The sequence below is a fragment of the Mesorhizobium sp. M7A.F.Ca.CA.004.06.1.1 genome, from assembly GCF_003999135.1.
GTDB lineage: Bacteria > Pseudomonadota > Alphaproteobacteria > Rhizobiales > Rhizobiaceae > Mesorhizobium.
This window is the reverse complement of record NZ_RZPQ01000287.1, coordinates 1-6650: the sequence shown is the minus strand read 5'-3', so window position 1 is coordinate 6650 and position 6650 is coordinate 1. Positions and strand designations below refer to the sequence as shown.

8 protein-coding genes and 1 pseudogene are annotated in these 6650 nt (G+C 61.8%); 3 read left to right on the top strand and 6 right to left on the bottom strand.

Annotation, left to right across the window (positions count from 1 at the left end; all coding sequences use genetic code 11):
- The 3 genes and pseudogenes from EN906_RS17950 to rpsD form a co-directional block, all read right to left on the bottom strand.
- Positions 1-206: pseudogene (locus tag EN906_RS17950) on the bottom strand (inositol monophosphatase family protein); the annotation flags it as partial.
- Positions 196-1080, bottom strand: coding sequence for a tRNA 2-thiocytidine(32) synthetase TtcA (gene ttcA, locus EN906_RS17945; RefSeq protein WP_127271767.1), 885 nt, complete (start codon positions 1078-1080; stop codon positions 196-198). The pseudogene EN906_RS17950 and the gene ttcA, both read right to left, overlap by 11 nt.
- Before the next feature lie 107 nt (positions 1081-1187).
- A complete protein-coding gene (rpsD, locus tag EN906_RS17940; protein WP_023759539.1) occupies positions 1188-1805 on the bottom strand; it encodes a 30S ribosomal protein S4 in 618 nt (205 codons plus the stop codon).
- A gap of 375 nt (positions 1806-2180) precedes the next feature.
- Here rpsD and EN906_RS17935 point away from each other — a divergent pair, with 375 nt between their 5' ends.
- A complete protein-coding gene (locus tag EN906_RS17935) occupies positions 2181-2390 on the top strand; it encodes a hypothetical protein (RefSeq protein ID WP_127271832.1) in 210 nt (69 codons plus the stop codon).
- An 84-nt stretch (positions 2391-2474) separates the two neighbouring features.
- Here EN906_RS17935 and EN906_RS17930 read toward each other — a convergent pair whose 3' ends face one another.
- The 3 genes from EN906_RS17930 to EN906_RS17920 all read right to left on the bottom strand — a co-directional run bounded on the left by EN906_RS17930 (position 2475) and on the right by EN906_RS17920 (position 4435).
- Positions 2475-2663: a DUF3008 family protein gene (locus tag EN906_RS17930; RefSeq protein WP_023810328.1), complete on the bottom strand. Its 189-nt coding sequence runs from the start codon at positions 2661-2663 to the stop codon at positions 2475-2477.
- 64 nt (positions 2664-2727) lie between these two features.
- Positions 2728-3528: a glutamate racemase gene (gene murI, locus EN906_RS17925; RefSeq protein ID WP_127272587.1), complete on the bottom strand. Its 801-nt coding sequence runs from the start codon at positions 3526-3528 to the stop codon at positions 2728-2730.
- Positions 3521-4435, bottom strand: coding sequence for an RNA methyltransferase (locus EN906_RS17920; protein ID WP_127270612.1), 915 nt, complete (start codon positions 4433-4435; stop codon positions 3521-3523). The genes murI and EN906_RS17920 overlap by 8 nt, the downstream gene beginning before the upstream one ends.
- Before the next feature lie 214 nt (positions 4436-4649).
- On the opposite strand from EN906_RS17920, the gene EN906_RS17915 reads away from it, so the two are divergent.
- The gene (locus tag EN906_RS17915; protein ID WP_127270610.1) at positions 4650-5861 is read left to right on the top strand and encodes an NADP-dependent isocitrate dehydrogenase; all 1212 of its coding nucleotides are present in this window, start codon (positions 4650-4652) and stop codon (positions 5859-5861) included.
- A 12-nt stretch (positions 5862-5873) separates the two neighbouring features.
- Positions 5874-6500, top strand: a complete 627-nt coding sequence (locus EN906_RS17910) for a glutathione S-transferase family protein (protein WP_127270609.1) — start codon at positions 5874-5876, stop codon at positions 6498-6500.
- Positions 6501-6650: the final 150 nt, after the last annotated feature.

Below are 6650 nucleotides of genomic sequence, written 5' to 3'. Positions count from 1 at the left end.
ACCATCGCTGAGGGGTAGCGCTCAAGCAGCCTGGCGGTGATGAGCCGCTCGGCATTGACGTCGGCTTCGGTCACAAGGTCGGCGGCCGAGGTCTTCTGCCTGACATCGCCATCGCCCAGCCGGCGAAAGCGCGGCATGATCTCGGTCAGCGCCGCCTCGGCCAGAATGCCGGCCAGCCAATCGATCGCGGTGTCGTCAAATGTCATCGGAAATGTCTTGCCTTGTGGTGAGGGTGTCGTTGAGGGCAGCGAAGTCGAACAGCTTCCTGTCGAGCAGGTGCGATGGCCTGCTGTTCGACAGCGCGCGCAGCATCGTATCCTTGCGGCCGGGCATACGCTTTTCCAGGTCCTCGAGCATCGCCTTCATGGCATTCCGCTGAAGACCTTCCTGGCTGCCGCAGAGATCGCAGGGAATGATCGGGAAATGCATGGCGGCGGCGAATCTTTCCAGATCGGCCTCGGCGCAGTAGCTCAATGGCCGCAGCACCATGACGTCGCCGTCGTCGTTGAGCAGTTTTGGCGGCATGGCGGCGAGACGGCCGCCATGGAAGAGGTTCATGAAGAAGGTTTCGAGAATATCCTCACGATGGTGGCCGAGCACCAGCGCCGAGCACCCCTCCTCGCGCGCAATGCGGTAGAGATGGCCGCGCCTTAGGCGCGAGCAGAGCGAGCAATAGGTGCTGCCCGCCGGCAGCTTGTCGGTGACGAGGGAATAGGTGTCCTGATACTCGATCCGGTGCGCAATGCCGTGACTGTCGAGATAGTCCGGCAGGATATGTTTGGGGAAATTCGGCTGGCCCTGGTCGAGATTGCAGGCCAGAAGATCGACCGGCAAGAGCCCGCGCCATTTGAGGTCGAGCAGCACCGCGAGCAGGCCGTAGGAATCCTTGCCGCCCGAGAGCGCGACGAGCCAGCGCTGGCCGGGCTTGACCATCGAGAAATCCTCGATCGCCTGCCGGGTCAGCCGCAGCAGCCGCTTGCGCAATTTGTTGAATTCGACCGAGGACGGCACGTCGGCGAACAGCGGATGGAAGTCGCCTTCGCTGTCGGCGATCGGTTCGATGTCTGGAAGCATGTTCATGGCATGTCGCTTTCAGTGGCCAGAGCGCCGGGTTAGCGGACATGACCGACAAAGAAAAGGCCGCCTCGACGGGCGGCCTTTGCTTGGTGTCGCAGAACGCGCTCGTTTTAGCGCGAGTAGAATTCGACGACCAGGTTCGGTTCCATCTGCACGGCAAACGGAACGTCCGCCAGGCCAGGGATGCGCGAGAAGGTCGCGACCATCTTGTTGTGATCGGCTTCGATGTAGTCCGGCACGTCGCGCTCGGCGAGACCGACCGCTTCCAGAACGATGACCAGCTGCTTGGACTTTTCGCGCACTTCGACGACATCGCCCGGCTTGCAGCGATACGAGCCGATGTTGACGCGCTTGCCGTTGACGTTGACATGGCCGTGGTTGACGAACTGACGGGCGGCGAAAATAGTCGGCACGAACTTGGCGCGGTAGACGACCGCGTCGAGACGCGATTCGAGCAGGCCGATCAGGTTCTCCGAGGTGTCGCCCTTGCGGCGGTCAGCCTCTTCATAAACCTTGCGGAACTGCTTTTCCGAAACGTCGCCATAGTGACCCTTCAGCTTCTGCTTGGCGCGCAGCTGCAGGCCGAAATCGGAAAGCTTGCCCTTGCGGCGCTGGCCATGCTGGCCGGGACCGTATTCACGCTTGTTGACCGGGGACTTCGGGCGGCCCCAGATGTTTTCGCCGAGACGGCGGTCGATCTTGTACTTCGCGGATTCGCGCTTGCTCATCGCATTCCCTTTTCAAAACAATACACCCGGAACCTCATGGTCCGGGTGAAGGAAACGCGCCCTCCTCTGGCCTCCGTTTTCGAGACCTGACAGGGTTTTCCCACGCAACGCGGCGGAAAACCCACGGGACACGTCAGTTCAAACAAGATAGTAGAATTGGATTTCCACGCATCTTGCGCACATAAAGAAAACCACCGGGCATTGCGGCCCGGTGTTGGCGCGCTGATTAAACGGAGATTTAACCGGTGTCAAGCTTGTGGCTGGCGTAGGCCATGGCGACGATATAGCGTCTCTGGGTTGAGTACAGTGCCGGATGTGGCGGGAGGTTGCGCCAGCGGCATCAGGAAGGGACCGGAGCAGAGGAGCTACAATCGCATGAAGAAATTCTTCCTTACCCTGACGGGAGCCGCTGTGTTGGCGGGATCCATGGCGGTCCTGACACCGGAGCCGGCGGAGGCCAGGCATTGGCACGGACACCGGCATCACCAGGCTTGTCGCATCGTGATCAAGAAGAAGGTTATCTGGCGGCACGGCCACAAGAAGGTCATACGCTACAAGATCAAGCGCTGCAGCGGGCGCTGGTAGGCTCCTATCCGGTCTCAGGCGGCCGACATCGATTCAAAGCCCGCGGTTTTGGCCGCGGGCTCTTTGATTCCGGATGCTTAATCCTTAGTCTTTCGACTTCTTCTCCGGCAGGCCCTTGCGCTTCGTCTCGGCGAATTCCTCGAGCTGCTTTTCGCTCATCGATTCGTACATTCCCTTGGAAGCGCCCTGGAGTTCGCTCTTCTTGGTCTCGCCGCGCTTGGCCGACAGAGCCGCGCCGGCGGCTTTCTGCTGGGCTTTCGAGGTGGCTGGCATGGTTCTTTCTCCCGTTGGAATCTGGGGAAAAACGCAACGACTGCCGTGATGTTCCGCTTCGCAATCACGACATAGCCAGCCCGAAGCCCTGTATCAGGCGACGGGTCGGGAAATCGGCTCTTGCCGATGTGAAGACGGCAAGGTCGGGTCCTTCAGGCAGCATCTCGCCACGACCGCTCGGATCGATGTCGGCGAGAAGCGACAGCGCCCGGCGCGCAATCGCTTCAGCGGGGTCGAGCCAATCGACCGGCCAGGGCGCCGTCTTGCGCATGCGATTGGCCAGAAAGGGGTAGTGTGTGCAGGCGAGCACGACGATATCCGTACGCAACGCATCATGTTCGACGAAGCACGGCGTGATCTCGGTGCGTACGGCCTCCTCATCGACGAAGCCCTCACGCATGTAGATCTCAGCCAGTCCCGCCAGCCTGTCGCTGCCGACCAGGCGGACATGGCATTTCTGTGCCCATTTGCTGATCAGGTCGCGCGTGTATTGGCGCTTGACGGTGCCAGGCGTCGCCAGCACCGAAACCAGCCCTGAGCGCGTACGTTCCGCCGCCGGTTTGATCGCAGGCACCATGCCGACGAAAGGATGCTCGGGAAATCTATCGCGCAACGCATCGATCACCAACGTCGAGGCGGTGTTGCAGGCGATGACGGAAATGGCCGGCGCAAAGCGCTCAAGCAGTTTGCCGAACAATTCGAGTATATGCGCCCTCAGCGCCGGCTCTTCCCAAGCGCCGTAGGGAAACGCAGCGTCGTCGGCGACATAGATGAAGCGGCGATCGGGCATCAGCACGCGCGCCTCGCGCAGCACGGTAAGCCCGCCGATGCCCGAATCGAACATCAGGATCGGCCGCTCAGTCATTGTCGGTTCCTTTTCCGCCAAGCGGCGGTATGTCATCGTCCTTGCCGGTGTCGGCAAGGCGCGCCGCTTCCGCCTTGCGGGCCCGCGCGGCGGCCGCGGGCAAGCGCCGCGGGTCGTCGCCAGGGGACCCGTCGCCGCGCGGCATCGCCGGAGAAAACCTGTCGAGCGACGAAATAATGCCGCGCAGCACCTTCAGCTCCGGTTCGGCAAAACCGGGGCGTGTCAGCACCGCGCGAAGATTGTCGATCATTTTCGGCTTCTTCGGCGCCGGCCGGAAATAGCCGCGCGCTTCCAGCGCGCCTTCGAGATAGGCGAACAGGCCGTGCAATTCTTCCTTGCTTGCCGATTTCATGTCCGGGCCGGAAAAATTGGTCTTGGTCTCGTCCTCCAGGCCGGACTTCATCCATTCGTAGGACATCAGAAGTGCTGCCTGGGCGATGTTGAGCGAGGAGAAATCGGGATCGACCGGGAAAGTGACGATCTCGTCGGCAAGGCCGACCTCGTCATTGTAGAGGCCGAAGCGTTCGCGTCCGAACAGGATGCCGGTGCGCTGGCCCATCACGTGGCGCGCCCGCAGCAGCCTGCCCGCCTCCACCGGCCCGCGCACGGATTTGAAGCCGTCGCGCTGCCTGGCCGTGGTGGCGAAGACAAAGTTCAGGTCGGCGAGCGCCGAGGCCAGATCGTCGAAGACGGTGACAGCGTCGATGACATGATCGGCGCGGCTGGCCGCCGCGCGCGCCTTCTCGCTCGGCCAACCATCACGCGGGTTGACCAGGCGCAGCTCCGACAGGCCGAAATTGGCCATGGCGCGCGCGACCATGCCAATGTTCTCGCCAAGCTGAGGCTCGACGAGGATGATCGCCGGGCCAGCGACTGCAATGCTATCGGGATCTTTGATGACGGGCATGATTGTCAATGAACTGCTGTTTGCGGCATTTCAGCGTCCCTGCCACATTCGGCCGGGAAAATGAAGCATTCGCAAATGACGACGGCTCTGGCCTCCAATTCGTGACCGATCGCCGTTTGCGTGGCCAAAAGCGCTTTGATATACGGGCGACATCTCCCGGCCCAACGCCGCGCGGGCAAGGCCGTCCCATATCCAGCAACGAGGCATTCTTTCCATGGCGAAGATCAAGGTGGCGAACCCGGTCGTCGAACTCGACGGCGACGAGATGACCCGCATCATCTGGCAGTTCATCAAGGACAAGCTGATCCACCCTTATCTCGACCTCAAGCTTGAATATTACGACCTCGGCATCGAGCACCGCGACGCCACCAACGACCAGGTGACCATCGATTCGGCCAACGCCATCAAAAAACACGGCGTCGGCGTGAAATGCGCGACGATCACCCCCGACGAACAGCGCGTCGAGGAGTTCAAGCTGAAGAAGATGTGGAAGTCGCCGAACGGCACCATCCGCAACATCCTCGGCGGCACCATCTTCCGCGAGCCGATCATCATGAAGAACGTGCCGCGCCTGGTGCCCGGCTGGACCAAGCCGATCATCGTCGGCCGCCATGCCTTCGGCGACCAGTACCGCGCCACCGATTTCCGCTTCCCCGGCAAGGGCAAGCTGACCATCAAGTTCGTCGGCGAGGACGGCCAGGTGATCGAGCACGATGTATACGACGCGCCCGGCGCCGGTGTCGCCATGGCCATGTACAATCTCGACGAGTCGATCCGCGAGTTCGCCCGCGCCTCGCTGAACTACGGCCTGCTGCGCAACTACCCGGTCTATCTGTCGACCAAGAACACCATCCTCAAGGCCTATGACGGCCGCTTCAAGGACATCTTCCAGGAAGTCTATGAGGCCGAGTTCGAGGCTGAGTTCAAGTCGAAGAAGCTGTGGTACGAGCACCGCCTGATCGACGACATGGTGGCCTCCGCCCTGAAATGGTCGGGCGGCTATGTCTGGGCCTGCAAGAACTATGATGGCGACGTGCAGTCCGACACGGTCGCGCAAGGCTTTGGCTCGCTCGGCCTGATGACATCGGTGCTGATGACGCCGGACGGCAAGACGGTGGAAGCGGAAGCCGCGCACGGCACGGTCACCCGCCACTACCGCCAGCATCAGAAGGGCGAGGAAACCTCGACCAATTCGATCGCTTCGATCTTCGCCTGGACGCGCGGCCTCACGCATCGCGCCAAGCTCGACGACAATGCCGACCTGAAGCGCTTTGCCGAGACGCTGGAAAAAGTCTGCATCCAGACGGTCGAGTCCGGCTTCATGACCAAGGACCTGTCGCTCTTGATCGGCCCCGACCAGCCCTGGCTGTCGACCACCGGTTTCCTCGACAAGATCGACGAGAACCTGCAGAAGGCGATGGCCTGACAAGTAAGCAAGATGGGCAAGCCCATCGTCTACGGGGCGGAGTACAGCGTCTATGTACGCATCGTCCGCCTCGTACTCGCGGAAAAAGGCATCGACTACGAGCTTGTGCCGGTCGATGTCTTTGCCGCCGAGGGGATTCCCGCCTGGTATTTCGAGCATCATCCGTTCGGCCGCATCCCGGCCTTCTGTTATGACGGGTTTCGCCTGTTCGAGACCAATGCGATTGCCCGCTATATCGACGAGGCCTTCGAAGGACCGGCGCTGCAGCCTGCCGACGCGCGCGGCCGCGCCAGGATGGGCCAGATCATCGGCATGCTCGACGCCTATGGCTATCGCGCCATGGTCTGGGATGTTGCCGTCGAGCGGCTGGAGAAGGCTGAGCCGGATTCGGCGTTGATCGCCGGCGGCCTTGCTCAGGCCGAGACGGTGCTGAAGGTGCTGAGATCGCTGAAGCCACAAGGTCCGTGGCTGCTTGGCGACCAACTGACGCTGGCGGACCTGCACGCCGCGCCGATCATCGCCTATTTCGTCAAGGTCACGCAAGGGCGCGATCTGTTGGCGCGGTTCGCGGATATCCGGGACTGGTATACACGCGTCGCCGATCGTGCGAGCTTTACGCGGACTGAAAAGGTCGCTTAGGCCGAATGAACTTCCTCAACGCCGGCGCCGCCCCTTGTATCTGCACGAGATGATTATGTGCGATGGAAGCGATTGAGCCTCGGGCCGGATGGCCATCCGGCCCGAGGCTTGGCGAAGTCGCCCGCTGCCCCTCCGGCTACAACCGTCAAT

Coding starts and splice junctions, on each gene's coding strand:
- ttcA (WP_127271767.1), bottom strand. CDS start 1,080: ATGAACATGCTTCCAGACATCGAACCGATCGCCGACAGCGAAGGCGAC.
- rpsD (WP_023759539.1), bottom strand. CDS start 1,805: ATGAGCAAGCGCGAATCCGCGAAGTACAAGATCGACCGCCGTCTCGGC.
- EN906_RS17935 (WP_127271832.1), top strand. CDS start 2,181: ATGAAGAAATTCTTCCTTACCCTGACGGGAGCCGCTGTGTTGGCGGGA.
- EN906_RS17930 (WP_023810328.1), bottom strand. CDS start 2,663: ATGCCAGCCACCTCGAAAGCCCAGCAGAAAGCCGCCGGCGCGGCTCTG.
- murI (WP_127272587.1), bottom strand. CDS start 3,528: ATGACTGAGCGGCCGATCCTGATGTTCGATTCGGGCATCGGCGGGCTT.
- EN906_RS17920 (WP_127270612.1), bottom strand. CDS start 4,435: ATGCCCGTCATCAAAGATCCCGATAGCATTGCAGTCGCTGGCCCGGCG.
- EN906_RS17915 (WP_127270610.1), top strand. CDS start 4,650: ATGGCGAAGATCAAGGTGGCGAACCCGGTCGTCGAACTCGACGGCGAC.
- EN906_RS17910 (WP_127270609.1), top strand. CDS start 5,874: ATGGGCAAGCCCATCGTCTACGGGGCGGAGTACAGCGTCTATGTACGC.